The 18,361-nt window shown below is 40.6% G+C and carries 21 protein-coding genes; 11 read left to right on the top strand and 10 right to left on the bottom strand.

Features of this window, described 5'->3' with window-relative positions:
* Positions 1–77: 77 nt before the first annotated feature.
* Together wrbA and FTT88_RS07955 are read left to right on the top strand one after the other, a co-directional pair.
* Positions 78–671, top strand: a complete 594-nt coding sequence (gene wrbA / locus FTT88_RS07960) for an NAD(P)H:quinone oxidoreductase (protein ID WP_111885937.1) — start codon at positions 78–80, stop codon at positions 669–671.
* 318 nt (positions 672–989) lie between these two features.
* Positions 990–1,178: a hypothetical protein gene (locus tag FTT88_RS07955; RefSeq protein WP_180003478.1), complete on the top strand. Its 189-nt coding sequence runs from the start codon at positions 990–992 to the stop codon at positions 1,176–1,178.
* 108 nt (positions 1,179–1,286) lie between these two features.
* Here the strand turns inward: FTT88_RS07955 and FTT88_RS07950 are convergent, their stop codons facing one another.
* The 4 genes from FTT88_RS07950 to FTT88_RS07935 form a co-directional block, all read right to left on the bottom strand.
* Positions 1,287–1,685, bottom strand: a complete 399-nt coding sequence (locus tag FTT88_RS07950; protein WP_143221668.1) for a hypothetical protein — start codon at positions 1,683–1,685, stop codon at positions 1,287–1,289.
* A gap of 267 nt (positions 1,686–1,952) precedes the next feature.
* Entirely contained in the window at positions 1,953–2,528 is a 576-nt protein-coding gene (locus FTT88_RS07945) for a xanthine phosphoribosyltransferase (RefSeq protein WP_078189246.1), read from the bottom strand.
* Positions 2,529–2,614: 86 nt separating this feature from the next.
* Positions 2,615–3,334, bottom strand: coding sequence for a DUF3108 domain-containing protein (locus FTT88_RS07940; RefSeq protein WP_180173864.1), 720 nt, complete (start codon positions 3,332–3,334; stop codon positions 2,615–2,617).
* Between the two features lie 157 nt (positions 3,335–3,491).
* A complete protein-coding gene (locus FTT88_RS07935) occupies positions 3,492–4,175 on the bottom strand; it encodes a hypothetical protein (protein ID WP_180003480.1) in 684 nt (227 codons plus the stop codon).
* A gap of 258 nt (positions 4,176–4,433) precedes the next feature.
* On the opposite strand from FTT88_RS07935, the gene FTT88_RS07930 reads away from it, so the two are divergent.
* Entirely contained in the window at positions 4,434–5,291 is an 858-nt protein-coding gene (locus FTT88_RS07930) for an energy transducer TonB (RefSeq protein ID WP_213032932.1), read from the top strand.
* Here FTT88_RS07930 and FTT88_RS07925 read toward each other — a convergent pair whose 3' ends face one another.
* From FTT88_RS07925 to miaB, 4 genes are all read right to left on the bottom strand, one after another.
* On the bottom strand, positions 5,292–5,582 hold the full coding sequence (locus tag FTT88_RS07925; protein ID WP_111885943.1) for an antibiotic biosynthesis monooxygenase: 291 nt from the start codon (positions 5,580–5,582) through the stop codon (positions 5,292–5,294).
* Positions 5,583–5,644: 62 nt separating this feature from the next.
* Positions 5,645–6,127, bottom strand: coding sequence for an rRNA maturation RNase YbeY (ybeY, locus tag FTT88_RS07920; protein WP_078192431.1), 483 nt, complete (start codon positions 6,125–6,127; stop codon positions 5,645–5,647).
* A 9-nt stretch (positions 6,128–6,136) separates the two neighbouring features.
* Positions 6,137–7,228, bottom strand: a complete 1,092-nt coding sequence (locus FTT88_RS07915; RefSeq protein WP_180003481.1) for a PhoH family protein — start codon at positions 7,226–7,228, stop codon at positions 6,137–6,139.
* Between the two features lie 38 nt (positions 7,229–7,266).
* Positions 7,267–8,724: a tRNA (N6-isopentenyl adenosine(37)-C2)-methylthiotransferase MiaB gene (gene miaB / locus FTT88_RS07910; protein ID WP_168379136.1), complete on the bottom strand. Its 1,458-nt coding sequence runs from the start codon at positions 8,722–8,724 to the stop codon at positions 7,267–7,269.
* A 307-nt stretch (positions 8,725–9,031) separates the two neighbouring features.
* On the opposite strand from miaB, the gene FTT88_RS07905 reads away from it, so the two are divergent.
* From FTT88_RS07905 to FTT88_RS07885, 5 genes are all read left to right on the top strand, one after another.
* Positions 9,032–11,008 carry a lytic transglycosylase domain-containing protein gene (locus FTT88_RS07905; protein ID WP_180003483.1) on the top strand — a complete coding sequence of 659 codons (1,977 nt, stop codon included), beginning with the start codon at positions 9,032–9,034 and terminating at the stop codon, positions 11,006–11,008.
* A 51-nt stretch (positions 11,009–11,059) separates the two neighbouring features.
* A complete protein-coding gene (locus tag FTT88_RS07900; protein WP_180003484.1) occupies positions 11,060–11,716 on the top strand; it encodes a ribonuclease I in 657 nt (218 codons plus the stop codon).
* A gap of 170 nt (positions 11,717–11,886) precedes the next feature.
* Entirely contained in the window at positions 11,887–12,873 is a 987-nt protein-coding gene (locus FTT88_RS07895) for a malate dehydrogenase (RefSeq protein WP_111885948.1), read from the top strand.
* 187 nt (positions 12,874–13,060) lie between these two features.
* Positions 13,061–13,321, top strand: a complete 261-nt coding sequence (locus FTT88_RS07890; protein ID WP_180003486.1) for a DUF2789 family protein — start codon at positions 13,061–13,063, stop codon at positions 13,319–13,321.
* A gap of 105 nt (positions 13,322–13,426) precedes the next feature.
* Entirely contained in the window at positions 13,427–13,684 is a 258-nt protein-coding gene (locus tag FTT88_RS07885; RefSeq protein WP_078189234.1) for a DUF2789 family protein, read from the top strand.
* A 49-nt stretch (positions 13,685–13,733) separates the two neighbouring features.
* On the opposite strand, the gene FTT88_RS07880 is transcribed toward FTT88_RS07885, so the two are convergent.
* Entirely contained in the window at positions 13,734–14,261 is a 528-nt protein-coding gene (locus FTT88_RS07880) for a hypothetical protein (protein ID WP_168379139.1), read from the bottom strand.
* 71 nt (positions 14,262–14,332) lie between these two features.
* Complete coding sequence (locus FTT88_RS07875) at positions 14,333–14,935, bottom strand: 2OG-Fe(II) oxygenase (protein ID WP_180003487.1); 603 nt, start codon at positions 14,933–14,935, stop codon at positions 14,333–14,335.
* A gap of 113 nt (positions 14,936–15,048) precedes the next feature.
* On the opposite strand from FTT88_RS07875, the gene FTT88_RS07870 reads away from it, so the two are divergent.
* Genes FTT88_RS07870 through FTT88_RS07860 form a run of 3 tightly spaced genes read left to right on the top strand, consistent with a single transcriptional unit; the run spans position 15,049 to position 17,885 of the window.
* On the top strand, positions 15,049–15,906 hold the full coding sequence (locus tag FTT88_RS07870; protein ID WP_111885953.1) for a 23S rRNA (adenine(2030)-N(6))-methyltransferase RlmJ: 858 nt from the start codon (positions 15,049–15,051) through the stop codon (positions 15,904–15,906).
* Between the two features lie 41 nt (positions 15,907–15,947).
* Positions 15,948–16,772: a CDP-diacylglycerol--serine O-phosphatidyltransferase gene (gene pssA, locus FTT88_RS07865; protein WP_180003489.1), complete on the top strand. Its 825-nt coding sequence runs from the start codon at positions 15,948–15,950 to the stop codon at positions 16,770–16,772.
* A gap of 36 nt (positions 16,773–16,808) precedes the next feature.
* Positions 16,809–17,885: a DUF6670 family protein gene (locus FTT88_RS07860; RefSeq protein WP_180003490.1), complete on the top strand. Its 1,077-nt coding sequence runs from the start codon at positions 16,809–16,811 to the stop codon at positions 17,883–17,885.
* Positions 17,886–18,361: the final 476 nt, after the last annotated feature.

Raw genomic sequence — 18,361 nt, 5'->3', positions numbered from 1 at the left:
GCAATTTTCATCACTTAGCTTAACCAAAAAATAGGAAAAATACCGTATAGTTTTCTTTTTTCATTGAATTTATAAAAATGACGCAAGCTTATGTACTGGTGTTGTATTACAGCAAATATGGTTCAACACGTGAGATGGCACATTTAATTGCCAATGGAATTGAAGCGTCTGGAATGGCAGTAAAAATACGAACCGTTCCAAATTTATCTACTGTGGTGACTGACGTGCAGCCCAGTATTCCTGCCGAAGGCGATATTTACTGTAGCTTAGATGACTTAGCGCATTGCTCAGGTTTAGCCCTTGGTTCGCCAACACGTTTTGGTAATATGGCGTCGGAAATGAAATATTTCTGGGATCAAACCACAGCGCTTTGGCTCAATGGCGCATTGCATGGTAAACCTGCCTGTGTGTTTACCAGTTCAGGTTCAATGCATGGCGGACAGGAAAGTACTTTGCTGACCATGCTGCCACCTTTGTTTCATCATGGAATGATGGTTATGGGTTTAAGTAATGCCCTTCCTGCATTATCGAATACCAAAACGGGTGGCACGCCCTATGGTGCAAGCCATGTCAGTGGTCCACGTCATGATCAGTCATTGAGTCAAGATGAGCGAAACTTATGTGAAGAGCAGGGTAAACGTCTAGGCGAAGTGGTCAAAAAGTTGATTTGAAACGTGCTTGATAAAGGCAATAAAGTAAACTTTGTAGCGAACGGGCAAGAAAAGGCTTAAATATTGCACTTTTCTTGCTTTTTTTACGTGTGACTTCTCTTTATTTATGACGTTGTATTGCCGCCAAAAATATAAAAATAAATCTGTCGAACTATTCTTAAAATACCCAAAATAAGTGATATCAATAACATATTGAAAGTTTTTAAATACAGCCTGCTCAGTGATGGCCTTGAGTCGATTATTGCTGTCTCTTTGGGCGCGCTATTTTTATTTTTTGATTACATGATTTGTATTTAAATTTCTTCTTTGGGGTGTGTGATGTCTATTATTAATTTTCGAATGATTTTCCTGTGTTCCGCATTGGCTGCTTCTTCCTTGTGTACGGCAATGCCAGTTTTATACAGTATGGATTTCCCGCAAGAGAAAAAAGCCGAAGAAAAAGAATTTTTGGCGAAACAAGATCAAGTCAAAGCGGACTCAAAATCTTTAACCGATGCTTCAAAATAATTGATTCACTATGGTTTCGAATAGCATTTCAATAGGCTAGAAATACATGCTAGAAAAACAATAACCTATAAAAAAAGAGCGCTGATGCGCTCTTTTTTTATATCCAATTTAGTCTTGATCCGAAGTCTTTGCAGCGTCTTCAGGCTGTTGCTCAACTTCAAAGCGCTGTTTGCAGTCTAAACATTGGTAGTCGAGAAAAATATTTTGATCGACGATCACGCCGGCTTTTTTACCAAAACGGTGTCCTAGAAAACCGCCTGTAATGCCGACGCTAATTGCACCAACAAAAGTACCGATGGTTCCGCCCATAATCACGCCAAGTGGGCCAGCAGTCACGCCACCAATCGCAGCACCAATAGATGCGCCAGATGCCGCACCACCGACAGTCCCTGCAGCAGTTCCTGCACCACTGAGTAAGACACCACCAATTTTTTGTAAGTTTTGTTCATGGTTACGCTTTTCAATATGGGTTGATCCACATTTTGGACATTTAACTGTCGATTCCATGTTTTGCTCTTCTGTATTCATAACTTTCCATAGCCTTAAAAAATAAAGTGGCCGAATTTATGGTGCAGCATAATGTAATTTGACAGATGAGTAGTTGACCCATTCGATCAAATGTGACGATTTTCCTGAATTTTATCGAGTTTTGCACACCGATGTTTTGTCTGCTTGTAACTAAGGCGTTAAAAAGTGCGCTCTATGTCACCTTAATGGCAAATTTTTAGCAAAAAAAAGAACACCTGATGTGTTCTTTTTTCTTTTGAACGCAAACTAGTCACGAACAAATTCAACTGTACCATTCGCCAGTGATTTCACACGTGCCAATGATTCAACGCGATAGCCTTTCTCAAGCAAAATATCACGACCAGGTTGGAATGATTTTTCAATCACGATACCGATACCCAATACTTCAGCACTTGCTTGATGAATAAGATCTGCAAGACCTAAAGCCGCTTGACCATTGGCCAAAAAATCGTCAATCACTAAAACTTTATCTTCAGCATTGATATGCTTTTTAGAAATTGCGATCGTGCTTTCAGTTTGTTTGGTGAAAGAAAACACTTTTGAGCGATACAAATCATCTTTTAAGGTTAAAGATTGATATTTACGTGCAAAAATCACAGGAACACCAAGTTCAAGACCCGCCATAACTGCAGGTGCAATACCTGAAGCTTCAATGGTGATGATTTTGGTAATGCCAGCATCTTTAAATAGACGGGCAAATTCTTGACCAATTTGCTGCATCATTACAGGGTCAATTTGGTGGTTCAAGAAAGAATCGACTTTCAGAACTTCTTCAGAGAGAACGATACCTTCAGCTAAGATTTTCTGTTCCAGAGCGTGCACGGGAGAATCCTCGAGGGGCAGGTGCTTTTTAAAGCAAAAGCGTATTTTAAAAAGCACCGAGAAAAATGCAAGCGAAATTGATCAAATCAATTAATTTGTTGCACCTTTTTATAGCCTGTCAAAAGCAGACCATATGAGGTTTTGTTGTCTTGATGCGATACTTTCACAGGTAGATAATCTAGTTTTGGTGCTAACCAGAAAGTCGTTTGGCGGCCTGGTTTGTCATGACGCATCACGACTTTCACGGTGTCAAAAGTTCCATAAGTGGTTTTCACTTTTTCAGTGCCTTGCTTCACGAACTTACGAGCTTCAACCTCTTTGGCATCGGCAATATAGTAATTCGATTTCAAACCACCATTTTTTAAATCTTCACGAATTTGCAATTCGGCATTCAGTTCATCTAACACACCTGATTTCCACGCAAATGAACGTGCTTTGTCATCTTTTTTGGTGTTAATGGTTTTTGCGCCAGCATTAAAATTAATATTCATGGTGTTGTTGTGCACCAAAATTTTGCTGCTGCGGCTAAAGCTGTTCGAGTGAATTTGGCTGCCATTTAAACTAAAACGACTGGTTTCAGTTGCAGAGGCCATCGCACCAGCTTTTGCTGCGAAAACATACGTCCAGTTATTCCCAGATTGTTTTAGGGTACGTGTTGCAGAACCCAAGTTTTTGCCGTTGTAGTTAAATTGGTAGTTGGCTTGGAATGGACTCATGGCAAATGACTGACTTGAGAAACCAGTCAAAAGCAGTGTAGTCGATACCCCAGCAACAAGACCTAAATTTTTCAAAACTGAATGTGCCATAAGTATGGTTTTCCTATTCAATAGAAGTGCGGTGGGCTAAACCACCTGATATGTTTATTATGCGGCTGGATTGTGGAGAATCTCGTCGCAAATCCGTGCCTAATGTATATGTTGTGTAGCGTTTTATAGGCTCAAGATATCTAAGTACAGGATAAGTCTAGCTTTCCTTTTGCTTAATTGGCGTGACTTCATTGTCTTTTAAATTTGAGTCATCCCAGTCTTCTATCCGTTCTTGCGACATCTTGGTGAACAATGCGGTTAAATTAACATTACCAATCACCACCAATTCGGCCTCACGTAAAACAGCATGGTTGACATGGACTTTGCCCAATGTGTCGATAATCGATCGACTTTTACCGAGCCAGCGATTCAGGTCTAAATACAGTAAATCATCTTTAACTTTGATCACATTGAGCTTTTCCAAAATCATACCCAATGGATCTTGGTTGAGTACTTTTTGATAGAACCATAACGCCATGCGCACGCCCATCTTATACAGAACATTTGGATACTTCGCTTCAATCACTTGTGTATCACTAATTTGTTCAAATACGATCAATTGGGTTTGTTTGTTGAGTTCCATCTGTACCAGTTTTAAATCAACAGAGAGTGTTATGATCAGCCCGTTATAATCCAATGTGGCATACAGTCTGAGCCAGTCGTCATGAAGGTCAGCATGCAAGTCTTTGAGCATTTTCACATTATCGGTCACAAAGCGCTGAAATGTCGCATTTAAAAACACTTGAGACATTGGGAATTCACGCTCATCTTCAATAAATCCTTCAGCTTTTTGGTACACTTGGCGTATACGTTTAGCGATATTGGAAACTAGCGTTTGCATAAGAAGTGCATCCTGACAAATTATGTTTTTTAACGATGTTTATCTTGTCGATTTCTATAAAAACACAAGGTTTTGATCTTGCAGTTTAGCAAAATAAATTGCACCATTTTCATGATTTTAATTGTGCATTATCGATGTGTTGATGGATTTCTCGTTTTCATCAAAAAATGAATACGAGTTTTATTTTATACTGTTTTAAGTAGTTTGGGGAATGCGGCAAATTGTCGGTTTAATGTGATGCTGAAAAAAATAACGTTCATGCCCTTGATGAAAGAGTGGTGGAAAGATCCCATATTTGCAACTGCATTGGCGTTTGCTGCTGTGTTGCATTTGGCTTTTTTAACCATGCAATTTTCCATGCCCCAAGAGGCGGATTATAACACCAAAGAAATTGCAGTTTCTTTACGTTCTACGACGGAAAAAATTGAACATGCAGACTTTTTAGCACAAGCCGATCAGCAGGGCTCTGGGACATTCCGTGAGTCACATCGTATGTCGAGTGACATGCCTGCACCGATGATCGAACAAAAAGCCGGTGAGCAAAAAAGTGAAGCTTTAGAACAACTGCAACAAAAGAAAGAACTCAGCTTTGAAGATAAAGTGTTGATGACAACTTTGAGTTGGCAAAAACAAGCTGAAGAAAACAGTCGCAAAAAAGCCGTTGAGGAGTTGAATAGTCAGTTTCAGGCCAAGGCTGCGATGGTGGCGAGTATCGAAGCCCAATATTTACAACGTCAGCAAAACTTTAGCCGTCAGCAAAAAATTAAAACCATTGATGGTATTCAAGCCAAGCAAGATGTTTCTGCGGCCTATATGGAAAAATTCCGCGAAAAAGTCGAGTTTTATGGCAACCGTTATTATCCTGAAGCGGCAAAACAGCAACAGCTACGCGGTGAAGTACGTTTAATGGTTATTTTGAACAGTAATGGCGGGATTCGTGCCATTCGTTTGATCGAAAGTTCAGGTTCAAGTTTATTGGATGAAGCTGCAAAAACCTCTGTGCGTAAGGCGGCACCTTTTGGTTTGTTTGATGCCAAAATGAAAGACATCTCAGAACTTCGTATTGTGCGTACTTGGCGCTTTGATCCTGCAGAAGCAGAGTTTGAGGTGCGTTAATCAGTTGTGATTGCGTCGCAAAACTTCGCAGATTTCGACGCTAAAACTCGCATACCATTGGTTTTTCCCCAATTGCTGCGCGACCAGATGTTGTGCATCTTGTTGCCAAGCTCGAATGTCTTCTAATGTATTCCAGTAGGAAAGGGCGATTTCATGCTCACCCTCTGTCAGCGCTTCAAAATGTTGACAGTTAAAGTGTGTCAAGGCTTTGTCTCTAAGCTGCTGTGCAGTCGAAAAATACAGCTCATCAAGCGTACGAATGCGTGCTTTAAAAATCACGACATATTGCATATCTTTCCTTCCTTGGTTTTTATAATGTTAAAAAAGCGAGCCGTAGCTCGCTTTTTGGGTTCTTAATCTCTTTCCAGATAAGGGTTATCAAACCCCAATTTGGCTAAAATCTCGATCTCCAAAGCTTCCATTTCTTCAGCATCTTCATCAGAGGTTTCATGGTCGTAACCCATGAGGTGTAACGTACCGTGTACCAGCATATGCGTAAAGTGGGTCAGGGGTGCTTTGCTTTGTTCTTGTGCTTCACGAAGAACCACAGGAATACAAATCACCAAGTCGCCAATCGGAAATGAGTCTAAAACTGCAGCCATTTCATCGGGGAGATCGCTCGGAAAAGACAACACATTAGTCGGTTTGTCTTTACCACGATATTCCAAGTTCAATTTGTGGCTTTCGTCATTGTCCACACATGCAATACCGATCTCACAATCACTTTGTGTATCGATATGACGTAAAGCCGTTTCCACGACTTTTTTGATATGCGCACGTTTCACCACCAATTCAGGTGACTGAAAATTTTGCTGCAAGGAGAGATTAAGTTTCAAAATGAATCCTTAAATGTTTTCGTCTTGATGCTGCCCATCAGCTTTAGCATCATTGTCCGCCACCAAGGCTTCCTGACGTGCTTTACGTTCTGCACGTTGTTCAGCCGTGAGGCGATGTTGTTCGCTGTCCCATCCCTCATAGGCTTCAACAATTTTTTGAACCAATTGATGACGTACCACGTCACGAGAGTGGAAGCGAGTAATATGAATTTCTTTGATTTTTTCAATCACACGTAAGGCATGTGCCAAACCAGATTGTTGACCACGAGGTAAATCGACCTGTGTAATGTCGCCCGTGATCACCGCTCGAGAACCAAAGCCTAAACGGGTGAGGAACATTTTCATCTGTTCAGGGGTAGTGTTCTGTGCTTCATCTAAAATCACAAAAGAATGATTTAAGGTACGACCACGCATGTAGGCCAGTGGTGCAACTTCAATCACTTGACGTTCAATTAGTTTTGCGACTTTTTCAAAACCGAGCATTTCATACAAAGCGTCATATAGCGGACGTAAGTAAGGGTCAATTTTTTGGCTCAAATCACCGGGTAAAAAACCCAATTTTTCACCGGCTTCAACCGCAGGGCGAACCAATAAAATGCGTTGAATTTCGTTACGTTCTAGCATATCTACAGCAGCGGCGACCGCGAGATAAGTTTTACCTGTACCCGCTGGGCCGATACCAAATGAAATATCGCTTTGTAAAATACGCTGTACATAGCGTTTTTGATTGGCACCACGTGGATTGATTCGACCTTTACGGGTTTGTAGATAAACATTGTCTAAACCGGTATGCTCATTTTCAGAAAAATCTTCCTGAATTTCGCGGTCAGTCTGACTGCCTTGAATCATCATGTGTAAAATGTCCGCACTAATCTGTGGATTGGTTTCGGACTCTTCATAAAGACGGTGAAGGAGACTTTCGGCTCTCTCTACCGCATCGATTTCCCCATCGATAAAAAAAGCATCTGCACGATGAGAAATTTTGACATCTAAACGTTGTTCAATTTGTTTGAGATGACCGTTATAGGCACCAAGCATGCTTTGTAAACGGTCAAGTGGAATACCAGCAAAAGTTACAGTACGTCGAATCGCTGCAGTCAAGAGAATTCCTTTAAATTGGTCTGACGATTAAGCTTACATTACGCCACGTCAGGCTCAAGATTCAAGAGTTCACCGTAAACAAACTTCAAAGTTTTAATATCGGTCACTTCAATCTCTGCAAAACGCCCAACCCATGCAGGATCACCGATAAAGCTAACCAAACGTGTATTGTCTGCAGTACCAATCAGCAAGTTCGGATCTTTGTCTGAAACAGACTCAATCAAGACACGTTGAATGGTTCCTAGCATTGCATCAGTTTTATCAATACTAGATTGTTTAATCCATTGTTGAACTTTTGCAAGACGTTCTTTTTTCACATCTTCAGGGGTCGTGTCTTCAAGTTCTGAAGCAGGAGTACCCGGACGTTTTGAGTAGATGAAACTGTATGAATGATCGAAATCCATATCTTGGATAAATTGATAAGTTTCTTCGAAGTTTTCGTCAGTCTCACCCGGAAAGCCAATAATAAAGTCGCTAGATAAATGCATATCAGGGCGAACTTGACGTAATTTAGCAATTTTATCGATATATACATCAATCGTGTGGTTACGTTTCATGGCTTGTAGAACGTCATTCGAACCACTTTGAACCGGTAGATGCAAGTGAGAAACCATTTGCGGTAAGTCACGGTAGCATTGAATCAAGTCATCGTTAAATTCAAGCGGGTGCGATGTGGTGTAACGAATACGACCAATCCCTGGAATCTCAGCAACTAAACGTAATAAGTCTGCAAAGGTACAGATTTCCCCTTCAAAAGTTTCACCACGGTAGCCATTCACGTTTTGGCCGAGTAATGAAATTTCACGTACGCCTTTTTCAGCTAAAGTGGCAATTTCAGCCAATACATCATCCAGTGGACGTGATACTTCTTCTCCACGTGTGTAAGGAACCACACAGAAAGAACAGTATTTTGAGCAGCCTTCCATAATCGAGACAAAGGCTTTAAAACCTTCTACACGCGGTTCCGGCAAAAAGTCGAATTTTTCAATGTCAGGGAATGAAATATCCACCAACTGAATTTTTTCTTTTTTCGGCTTAACCACTTGTTCAGTGTGTTGATCCAGCATTTGCGGTAAACGATGCAAAGTTTGTGGGCCAAAGACCATATCGACATAAGGCGCACGTTTTTGAATGTTGTCGCCTTCTTGAGATGCCACACAACCACCGACACCAATCACAAGATCAGGATTCTTTTCTTTCAGTTTGCGCCAGCGGCCTAACTCAGAAAATACTTTTTCTTGTGCTTTTTCACGGATAGAGCAGGTATTCATCAGGAGAATATCCGCTTCTTTTGGATCGCTTGTCAGCACATAGCCGTGAGAATCACCTAAAAGGTCGCCCATACGTTGACTGTCATACTCATTCATCTGACACCCTTGCGTTTCGATGTACAGTTTTTTCACTGCTCCATCTTGAGCTGGGGTGTGCTGTGGCTGGGTAACAGTGTTATCTGGGGCAGCTTGGGCACTATTGGGGATGAAGGTTTGAACCGTCATGTAGGCTCCTAAAGGAATTTTATGAAAATCAATAACCATACGTGGCTGACAGACAATTCAATCAATTGAATTGTGCAGCTGCGGAGGTCAAAAAGGGGATTTTAAGAATGGGCAATATTTTAGCAGTAATTCATTAGAAACTTACAGCCTAAAATGACAACTCTGCCATATTGATTTATGAAGTAAAAATGTTTGAAAATTAATATTGGCTAATCATAAGGTTACATAACAGAACACAATGCAGAGTTTAGAATTATTAAACTAATTCCTAAACAAAGTTCGATGTGCTGTAACTGAGCAGAATGACATGAAAGAAGGCAAGTGGATGTTAAAACATAATTTTAAACAGAAAAATTACGCTAAATTACTTGCTTTGAGTGTCGGGCTCTCCGGAATTTCTGCGTTTGCCCAAGCCGCAGATGAGCAGTTTAACGATGCTTTACGTGCTGCGAATGCAGGCAATATTAGTTTATTACAACAATACCAATCATCCATGCAAAATGATGTTTTGGGCTATTATCCAGAATATTGGTTACTGAATAACAATTTGGCTTCACAGCCAGCAAGTGCCATTATTAATTTTGCACAGCGTTATCCAAACTCGGCAATGGCAGAAAAATTAGCCGCAGATTATGTTGAAGAAAAAGTCAAACAAGCTGATTTCGCTACAGCACAGCCTGTCTTACAATATGTGACTAATGCTGACCGTGCTGAAACATGTGCCATGGCTCAAGTCCGCGCAAAGTCGGGCGACCCTCTGGTTTACGCAGAATTTAAAGATGTATGGTTGACCACAAACTCACAACCTGACTCGTGTACGGGTTTGGGCCGTATGATGCTGTCGAGTCCTTTAATGACTCAAGATGACCGCCATCAACGGATGTGGGGACAGTTAAGAGCGGGTCAGTCAGGACAAGCGATTGCGACTGCGCAAACCATTGGCGTAAATATTAATTTGTCACAACTCAACACCATTCAAGCCAATCCACTGAATTATTTATGGTCTGCACCCAAAGCCACAGCTGAAGATCATGCATACCTGATTTATGCGATGGGTCGCTTGGCCGATAGCGACTTAAATGGCGCGATTTCTTCGGTGAAACGTGCAGCAGAAGGCACACCAGCCGATGTACAAAAAGCCCTATACCGTAGTGTCGGGTATATCGGTGGTACAACGGTAATGAAAAATAATTTCAACCGTGAAGTTCTAAATTATCTTGATTTGAGTTATGGACTGCCTTTTAGTGCAGAAGAAGCCGAGATTTATGCGCGACAAGCCATTCGTTTTGGCGCATGGGAAAGTGTCATTCGTGCAATTGATGCGATGAGCGTTTCGCAAAAGCAAGAAGATCGTTGGCAATATTGGTTAGCGCGTGCCTCTGAACAACGTGGCGATGCCTCATCTAAACGTGCGGCAAAAGAAATTTATCGTAAGCTTGCCATTGGCGATGATTACCATAATTTGTTAGCACGTGACAAAATTGGTCAGTCTTATAACAATATTCCGTCAAATGTGCAGCCTTCGTCACAAGATGCGCAGCGTCTCAGTCAGGATATTCACTTCCGTCGTGCCTTTGCATTGCGCAATATTAATGCATCTGACAGCTATATTAACCGTGAATGGAACTGGGCAGTGCGTCAAGCCTACTTAAAGCATGATGATGGCATGATTCTTGCCGCAGCTAAACGTGCAACCGATATGGGCTGGTATGATCGGGCGATTTATGCAGCAGATCGAACCACCAAACAGCATAATTATGCTTTACGTTATGCCATGCCGCATCAAAACTATGTGGTGAGTCATAGTCGTAATGCCGGCATTGACCCTGCATGGGCTTATGGTTTGATGCGTCAAGAAAGTCGGTTTGTCACTAGCGCACGTTCACATGTCGGTGCCGGTGGTTTAATGCAAATCATGCCAGACACCGCAAAATTGGTGGCTCGTCAGATGGGGGAGAGTTATAACCCCGCTGCATTAACGGATATGAATACCAATATTCGTTATGGCACTTTCTATTTATCGACGATTCAACGTCAATTGAGTAATAGTCCAGTCTTAGCGACTGCAGGTTACAATGCCGGTCCAAATCGTGCTCGACGCTGGCAGCCTGAATATCAATCGATTGCAGCGGATCAATATACGGAATCGATTCCATTAACGGAAACTCGAGACTATGTAAAACATGTGATGACCAATGCAACCCATTACGGCCTTTTATTAGGTCAGGGGCCACAATCGATTGAAAAAAGAATGCAAATGATTCCATTACGGAATGCGCAATAAATTTTAAAGCAAGATGCGCCTGTTTTTAGGCGCAATATGGGTAAATGATGAATGCCGAACATGGACATTAGACTTGCTTATCGAATACTGACATCACTGCTCATCGGCAGTGGTGTAGGCTTTGGTATGTCTATGCTTTCGGCAGCACCAGTTGTAAAAGGGTACGTGATGGATGTGCAAATGGTGCCTGCTGTTTGCGCTTATGACCCATTAAAAAGTAAAAAACGTAAATGTCTAGAAGGGTATTCACTCAATATCACGGGACTATATCCAGAAACTTCTACCCGTGATTGCACCACCAATAGTTCCGCTAAACTTTCTCCGCTGCAAGCCAAAGTGGTTGCACGGATTATGCCTGATGAAAATGCGCGCGTGGCGCTTTGGCACAATACCGGCGGCTGTGTCCCAATGAATGCCAGCCAGTATTTCAGAACCATTATTAATCATGCAGATAAGCTAAAAATTCCAGATGAATTGACTAGCCAAGAAACCCAATCCATTCAAGCCAATGTCTTGCGTAATAAAATGTTGCGTATGAACAGCGGATTGGTATCACAAAGTATTGAATTTAACTGTATGCAAACCCGTGGTGGCAGCCTGCTGACTGAGATTAAAATTTGCTATAAAAACAATGGTCAGTACAAAAGTTGCCCTACAACTATCGTCGGAAATTGTCCTGCAACTTTCATAATTAAAGGTTCTTTCTAAGCTTTTTTCGGCATTTTATTTATATTTCCTATCATACTTTTGTTGAAAAGCATTCTCTTTTACATGCAAGCGTCAAAAGATTGGAGTACAATCTTTGCCGTTTATGATTATTAAGATTAGATAGAACAGCTATTTAATCATTATGACCTTCCTCAATTGGAGATAATTACATGAAGCAAGCAGTTCGTGTTGCCGTTACTGGCGCAGCTGGTCAAATCGGTTATAGCTTATTATTCCGTATCGCAAGCGGTGAAATGTTGGGTAAAGACCAACCAGTTATCCTTCAATTATTAGAAATTCCAGTTGAGAAAGCTCAACAAGCGCTTAAAGGCGTAATGATGGAACTTGATGACTGCGCATTCCCTCTTTTAGAAGGTATGATCGGTACTGATGATCCTAAAGTTGCATTCAAAGATGCTGACTACGCTCTTCTTGTAGGTTCACGTCCACGTGGTCCTGGTATGGAACGTGCTGACCTTCTTAAAGTAAACGGTGAAATCTTCATCGGTCAAGGCCAAGCACTTAACGAAGTTGCTAGCCGTGACGTTAAAGTTCTTGTTGTAGGTAACCCTGCAAACACTAACGCTTACATCGCAATGAAATCTGCTCCAGATCTTCCAGCGAAAAACTTCACAGCAATGTTACGTCTTGACCACAACCGTGCGTTAACTCAACTTGCTCAAAAAGCGGGTGTTGCAGTTTCTGACATCAAAAACATGACTGTTTGGGGTAACCACTCTCCAACAATGTATGCGGACTACCGTTTTGCAAATGTAAACGGCGAAAGCTTAAAAGACAAAATCAACGATGCTGCTTGGAACAAAGACGTGTTCCTTCCAACTGTTGGTAAACGTGGTGCTGCGATCATCGAAGCACGTGGTCTTTCTTCTGCTGCTTCTGCTGCAAACGCTGCAATCGACCATATGCGTGATTGGGCGCTTGGCACAAACGGCGAATGGGTAACTATGGGTATTCCTTCTGACGGTTCTTACGGTATTCCTGAAGGCGTAATGTTCGGTTTCCCTGTAACTTGTGAAAATGGCGAGTACAAAATCGTTCAAGGTCTTGAAATCGACGAATTCAGCCGTGAGCGTATCAACTTCACTCTAAACGAGCTTGAAGAAGAACGTGCAGCAGTTGCTGACATGGTTAAATAATTTAATTTTTTAAATTAAATTATAAAAAGGCACTCCATTTGGGGTGCTTTTTTATGGCCTGTGAAAAATACCAAGCTTAAGTTTTGAACAAAAAATAACACGTTGAGATGTAGTTGCAACTGACAAAATCAATTAAACAGATAACTATGAAGATGGAAGAAATGTTTTTGGCTTGAGGAGAACGGCAATGTTTGATCAACAACCGACGTTGGAACTATTTTTTGAACAATTGGGGTTGGATGCAACTCCGGAAGGCATCGATCAATTTATCGAAACGCATCAAATCACCATGGATGTTCCACTGCATGAAGCGCCATTTTGGACGAAGTCACAGCGTGACTTCATTATCAGTCATTGGAAAAAAGATGATGACTGGGCCATAGTGGTCGATATTTTAAATGAACAATTGCATACAGAACATAAGCTTTCCGGATCATGCAAAATCTAAATACAATTTGAAACAACAAACCTAGTTTTAACGCTAGGTTTTTTTATCTGCATCATATAAGTTAATTAAATAATAAATGACAGATTAGTTGATAAGGAGGGCGAGATGCTCAATCAAAATAAACCATCCTTAGCTTTATTGTTTTCTCAATTGGGGTTAGCCAGCAGTCCAGCTGCGATCGAGTTATACGTACGTACGCATCAGCTTGCCGCAAGTGAAAATTTACATGATGCGCCGTTTTGGAATAAAGCACAGCGCGACTTTCTAATCAGCCATTTAGTACAAGATGATGATTGGGCCATTTGGATTGATGAGCTGAATCAACAGTTGCATATGGATGCATATAAGCTACAACCAGCATAGATTTCACTTCTCCATAAATAAAAAACACCTCTTCGGAGGTGTTTTTTATTTAGTGCAGTTTACTTTGGCGTAATTCTAAAAACCAAGTTTCTTGGCGATAAGGATTAAATGCAGGATGCTCAAGTAATGTGGTGAGTTTGAATTCTTGAGATTTGCTGTATTTATATAACCAGTGGCGGGTTAACGCAGGTTCTTGTTTTACTGCAGAGGCATAGGCCAAATAGAAGTAGATGTCGCCATGTTCAGCTTTGGACATCGGTTTCATAATCTGCTGGGTAATCAGGGCATAGCGCTGCTCTTTGGTGATTTCAAAAAATACCATATAGGCTTTGGCTAAATGCACAGACAAATTGATGTATAGCTCAATCGGCATTTCTTCAAATTCAATCCGGCTTTGCTCAAGCAGAACAATGGCTTCTTGTAGAAAATACACTTGTTCTTGATGGTTCTTACTGAGGGCAACCAATTGTAGGCGTAAGTCAGCACGCTCAAGGGCAAGATCAGGGCTGTTGCCTTGTAGAAATAATTGATCAGTTTCGCCAATACGCTGAATGATTTGTTGACTGTTTTGACGCATCGGGTACATCCTCATCTATGAATGACTCATATATGAGGATAATTTAAGGGATTTAAAGGATGAATCTCGAATTACCACATCGTGTTGTCATTACGTAGCCAAGCCGTAATGGATAAACGTTGATGTTTGGCTTCGAGTACTTCGTGCAACAGGTCACTTTGGAATAAAGCAATGCGATTCGGTTTAGGTTCTAAAATATGCCAAACATCATTCTTATCTTGTAAGCGCAATTCACCGCCCCAGTCGGCTTGCCAATGTTCATGCAAATAATAAACCGCTGAAATGACACGTCCATTTTTGTCTTGAGGATTATCTTTATGCAGGGCATAAAATTCACCTGCGTTATAACAGGCAAAATGTGCTTCGACTTCGTGAATGTTAGAAAAAAATGCGCGATTAAATTGTTCTGATAAAAGTTCTAAGGCTTGAACGTGTTCTTGAGCGACATCTAATGTGTCGTTAATCCATAAAATATGATCACTTCTAATTTTACTGATGACCCCATTTTGTACGGCTGCATCCCTAAATTTATTTAAATTTGACATACATTCTTCAACAAGTGCATGTATATATTCAGCAGGATAAGCGTCATCAATAATGCTAAACCCGTGTTGATCTAAATCATCGAGGATTTGATCAACCGGCCAAGACTTTGGGAGAAAGGCTGTTTCCATATGCGATCCAAAAAGTAGAGGAAAAAAGGTGACGTATTCTAGAGCAAGAATAGCATCGGAATGAAACTATTTTTCATGCTAAAATGTCCGTTGATATCAGGAATTAAAGAAACATGAATTACCGTCACCATTTCCATGCAGGCAACTTTGCCGACGTGATGAAGCACGTTTTGCTGCTTCAGTTATTAAGTCGACTGAATGCAAAAGATAAACCTTATCGCTATGTAGATACACATGGTGGTGCAGGTAAATATGATCTTTCGACCTCTGAAGCACAGAAATCAGGTGAGTTTTTAAATGGTATTCATCGTTTAGTTAAGCTCGATGATTCGATTAAACGAAATGCGCCTGAAGGTATTCAACAATATTTAAAAGTTGTTGAAAAAATGCGTGAAAACTTTGGTAAAGGCGCTTATCCAGGTTCTCCATGGTTTGCACTTGAAGGCATGCGTGAAACTGATAAGGCAACGATTTTTGAAATGCAGCGCGATGTATTTCAGCAATTGCGCCACAATATTTTTGATAAACGTGCAGGCTTGCATGAACGTGATGCTTACGAAGGTTTATTGGGCGTAATTCCACCAAAAGAAAAACGTGGTTTAGTCATGATTGACCCGCCTTACGAATTAGAACGTAAAGATTTTCCACAGCTTGTAGAATTGTTGGTGGCTGCTTATAAAAAATGGCCGACAGGCGTTTTTGCGGTATGGTATCCAATTAAAGACCGCGCGATGATTGAACGTTTTGAAAAGAAAATGTACAAAACCGGCATTCGTCGTCAGTTGGTTTGCGAAATTTGTGTATGGCCAGATGACACTCCAGTCGGTCTAAATGGTTGTGGTTTATTGGTGATTAACCCACCTTGGAAATTCTCTGAAGATGCGGACGAAGCATTACAATGGTTGTTCCCACATCTTCGTATGAATGAAAATGGTGGTCATGCAGCCGTACGTTGGTTGGTTGGCGAATAATTTTAAACTTGAAAAAGAAAGGTCACAGTTAGGATCGAACAATGACAAATACAAATAAACCTGAGCGGGAAATTTCTTCAAAGGATGAAAATGCATTTGATGGCATTACATTTGAAGTTGAAGAAGAGGAGCATACCCATGAAGGGCATAAAGTGAAACGTCGTGGGATCTATCTGTGGCCAAACTTGATTACAACTGCAGCGTTGTTATCCGGCTTTTATTCTATTGTTGCCAGTATGAATGGTGAGTTTCAACAAGCCATTTATGCCATTTTCCTTGCAGCATTATTTGATGGTTTGGATGGGCGTGTCGCACGTGCTATCGGCGCACAAAGTCCTTTTGGTGAACAGTTTGACTCGTTGTCGGACTTGCTAGCATTTGGTGTTGCACCTGCCATTTTAATGTATAGCTGGAGTCTAAATGACTTAGGCCGTATTGGCCTGGCAGCATGTTTTGTTTACACCGCATGTGCAGCCTTCCGTTTGGCACGTTTTAACGTACAAATTGGGGTTGTCGATAAACGTTATTTTATTGGTGTTGCAAGTCCACTCGCAGCCGTTATGATTATTTCATTGGTATGGGTAGGTATGGATATCCCTGCGGTCTTCGACTTACGCGAAACAGGTATTCAGATTTTTAATGCGGTAGTGATTATTGCAGTGGGTCTATTGATGATCTCAAATGTAAAATACTATTCATTTAAAACTGTGGATCGTCGCCGTGTTCCATTTGCGGTGTTGCCAATCATAGTCTTCATTTTAGCTGCTGTAACGTATAATATTCCAATGGGTATTTTAATTATTTCAGTAATTTATGCATTGTCTGGATTTGTCACAACCTTAATGGCAAAAAAGGCTGAAGCATGAGTTAAAACATGAAATAAAAATGAAAAGGAGCTTGATATGCAGATATTTCAAGATTTCTTGGATCAATCAAGGCGATTGAATCAAGCTCCAGATTTACAACATAAAAAAATAAATCTACATGCGCCGAATACGCCATATCCTTCAGTCCATTATGGACTTTGTCTACCGAATCTTCCTGCGCCATTACATTATCTTAACTTTATGAGTTGGCTCGGGCAGCCTCAGATTCCTGCTTTTCAAAATCCTGCGTCCATTCAACAAGACGAACTCAATACAGCCACAGTAATGACCAGTGTGAGCGGTCATATGGTTGGTCAATTACAATCATATTCCATCAAAGACGACTGTAGTCTGAGTGATACCGTCTTTAAATTTAGAGATAAAGAGCAGATTGGTTGGAATGGAGCGGTATTTCAAATCCATCGAGAAGATACTGAACTCAGTTTAGATTTGTCCGTGCAAACTACCGATATTTCTTCGTGTTTAATTAAGTTGAGATTAGGTCTTGCTGAATATTGGTCGGTGATGTGCCAATGTGAAGGGCAAATCAAATTTCAGGGCCAGATGTATGATGTAAATCAGTTGGCGGTTTTGTCTTATGCACAAATACGCAAGTTCCTATATTTACCTTTAGCGTTTTATACCCATCAGGTGATTAACCTTAGTCGACAACGTCAAATTATCTTTATGCAAACGCGAGACCGTTATAACAATATTTTGAGTTCGCGTTTATATCTAAGAGATTTAAATCAGCAGCAAGTGTTCATGGCGGATCAAGGCGTGTTCTTTAAAGTCATGCGCGTTTATCCTGTGGTTAAAACCCCAAATTTGCAAAAAATGTATTTGCCACGTGAATTTGAATGGATTTACCAAAATGACAAAATGAAAATACATGTACAAGCGCAGAGTCGTGGAGATTTTAAATTTGGACTAGGGGCGGGCTATGCAGGAAGCTTTAACTATCGAATCAAAATCAACGACGAAATCGAGTGTGGGGAAGGTGGTTACTGTGAATATGTTGATTGTCGAGCTTTAAAATGGCAAGAAAAGAATGAAAAAGATAAATTAACGGACAAATATGGAAATATTGTCCCTTTTATGCTCAAAAAATAGTAAAAAAACTCAATTTAGTAGAATAAATAAACGAACGTAATGAAAAACTAAAAATAAATGGAAAAGGGTGTTGCGTTGGGTGTGAAATGCTGTAGAATGCACATCCATCGGCGGTGATGAAGATTAAAACTTCTGATAAAACAATGACTTGGTTGAATTGATTAAGTTGGGTTTTAGAAAAAAAGTTTAAAAATAATTTGAATTACCGGTTGACTCTTTAGAAATAAAGAGTAATATAGCCGACCTAGCTTGCTGGTGACGAACCAACAAGAAGATCATTAAGAGATTATGAAGAACAACTTGTGTGGATTTTTACTGATTGATTGATCGAAATTATTTTCATTGATTGATGGTAGAAATTACTCGAAGTTTATTTGAGCAAATTTTTGTCAGTAATTGATGAGCCAAGATTGGTACACTATATGTACTATTGATTTTAAACTGAAGAGTTTGATCATGGCTCAGATTGAACGCTG

Origin of the sequence: Acinetobacter sp. YH01024, assembly GCF_013420195.1 — a bacterium.
GTDB classification, from domain to species: Bacteria; Pseudomonadota; Gammaproteobacteria; order Pseudomonadales; family Moraxellaceae; genus Acinetobacter; species Acinetobacter amyesii.
The sequence above is the reverse complement of the archived record's forward strand: the minus strand, read 5'-3'. Positions and strand labels throughout refer to the sequence as shown.

Coding starts and splice junctions, on each gene's coding strand:
- wrbA (WP_111885937.1), top strand. CDS start 78: ATGACGCAAGCTTATGTACTGGTGTTGTATTACAGCAAATATGGTTCA.
- FTT88_RS07955 (WP_180003478.1), top strand. CDS start 990: ATGTCTATTATTAATTTTCGAATGATTTTCCTGTGTTCCGCATTGGCT.
- FTT88_RS07950 (WP_143221668.1), bottom strand. CDS start 1,685: ATGGAATCGACAGTTAAATGTCCAAAATGTGGATCAACCCATATTGAA.
- FTT88_RS07940 (WP_180173864.1), bottom strand. CDS start 3,334: ATGGCACATTCAGTTTTGAAAAATTTAGGTCTTGTTGCTGGGGTATCG.
- FTT88_RS07935 (WP_180003480.1), bottom strand. CDS start 4,175: ATGCAAACGCTAGTTTCCAATATCGCTAAACGTATACGCCAAGTGTAC.
- FTT88_RS07930 (WP_213032932.1), top strand. CDS start 4,434: ATGCCCTTGATGAAAGAGTGGTGGAAAGATCCCATATTTGCAACTGCA.
- FTT88_RS07925 (WP_111885943.1), bottom strand. CDS start 5,582: ATGCAATATGTCGTGATTTTTAAAGCACGCATTCGTACGCTTGATGAG.
- miaB (WP_168379136.1), bottom strand. CDS start 8,724: ATGACGGTTCAAACCTTCATCCCCAATAGTGCCCAAGCTGCCCCAGAT.
- FTT88_RS07905 (WP_180003483.1), top strand. CDS start 9,032: ATGAAAGAAGGCAAGTGGATGTTAAAACATAATTTTAAACAGAAAAAT.
- FTT88_RS07900 (WP_180003484.1), top strand. CDS start 11,060: ATGCCGAACATGGACATTAGACTTGCTTATCGAATACTGACATCACTG.
- FTT88_RS07895 (WP_111885948.1), top strand. CDS start 11,887: ATGAAGCAAGCAGTTCGTGTTGCCGTTACTGGCGCAGCTGGTCAAATC.
- FTT88_RS07890 (WP_180003486.1), top strand. CDS start 13,061: ATGTTTGATCAACAACCGACGTTGGAACTATTTTTTGAACAATTGGGG.
- FTT88_RS07885 (WP_078189234.1), top strand. CDS start 13,427: ATGCTCAATCAAAATAAACCATCCTTAGCTTTATTGTTTTCTCAATTG.
- FTT88_RS07880 (WP_168379139.1), bottom strand. CDS start 14,261: ATGCGTCAAAACAGTCAACAAATCATTCAGCGTATTGGCGAAACTGAT.
- FTT88_RS07875 (WP_180003487.1), bottom strand. CDS start 14,935: ATGGAAACAGCCTTTCTCCCAAAGTCTTGGCCGGTTGATCAAATCCTC.
- FTT88_RS07870 (WP_111885953.1), top strand. CDS start 15,049: ATGAATTACCGTCACCATTTCCATGCAGGCAACTTTGCCGACGTGATG.
- pssA (WP_180003489.1), top strand. CDS start 15,948: ATGACAAATACAAATAAACCTGAGCGGGAAATTTCTTCAAAGGATGAA.
- FTT88_RS07860 (WP_180003490.1), top strand. CDS start 16,809: ATGCAGATATTTCAAGATTTCTTGGATCAATCAAGGCGATTGAATCAA.